This window comes from Marinactinospora endophytica, assembly GCF_054780875.1.
The window spans coordinates 1-707 of the sequence record NZ_BAAGVM010000039.1 but is presented as its reverse complement, the minus strand read 5'-3'; the positions used below and the strand labels follow the sequence as shown (position 1 = coordinate 707).

General features: G+C 65.2%; 1 protein-coding gene. It reads right to left on the bottom strand.

Annotated features, from left to right (window positions below):
- The coding region (gene sucD, locus ACYVHU_RS26675; protein WP_498949922.1) for a succinate--CoA ligase subunit alpha at window positions 1–707 on the bottom strand (707 nt) is incomplete at both ends.

The following is a 707-nucleotide window of genomic DNA, read 5'->3' as shown; positions in this document are numbered from 1 at the left end:
GCCACGTAGCCCACCACCGGCTTGGTCACATTGGCCTTGATGAACTCCGCCGCACGCTCCTCGGCGTCCCCACCGATCTCACCGATCATCACGATCGCGTCAGTGTCGGGGTCGGCCTCGAACGCCGCCAGCGCGTCGATGTGCGTGGTCCCGATGATCGGGTCCCCACCGATCCCCACACACGTGGAGAAACCAATGTCACGCAGCTCATACATCATCTGATAGGTCAACGTGCCCGACTTCGACACCAACCCGATCCGCCCCGGCTTGGTGATATCAGCCGGAATGATGCCCGCGTTGGACTGCCCCGGCGTGATCAACCCCGGACAGTTGGGACCGATGATCCGCGTGACATTGCCCTTGGCCACCGCATGCGCCCAAAACTGCGCGGTGTCATGCACCGGAATGCCCTCGGTGATCACCACCGCCAGGCCGATCCCCGCGTCGATCGCCTCGATCACCGCGTCCTTGGCGAACTTCGGCGGAACGAAGATCACCGTCACATCCGCGCCGGTGACCTCCATCCCCTCGGCCACACCGCCGAACACCGGCACCGCGGTCCCGTCGAAGTCCACACTCTGCCCGGCCTTGCGCGGGTTCACCCCACCCACGATGTGGGTACCCGAGGCGAGCATCCGCCGGGTGTGCTTGGTCCCCTCCGAGCCCGTCATGCCCTGGACGAGGACCTTGCTGTCCTTGGTCAGGAA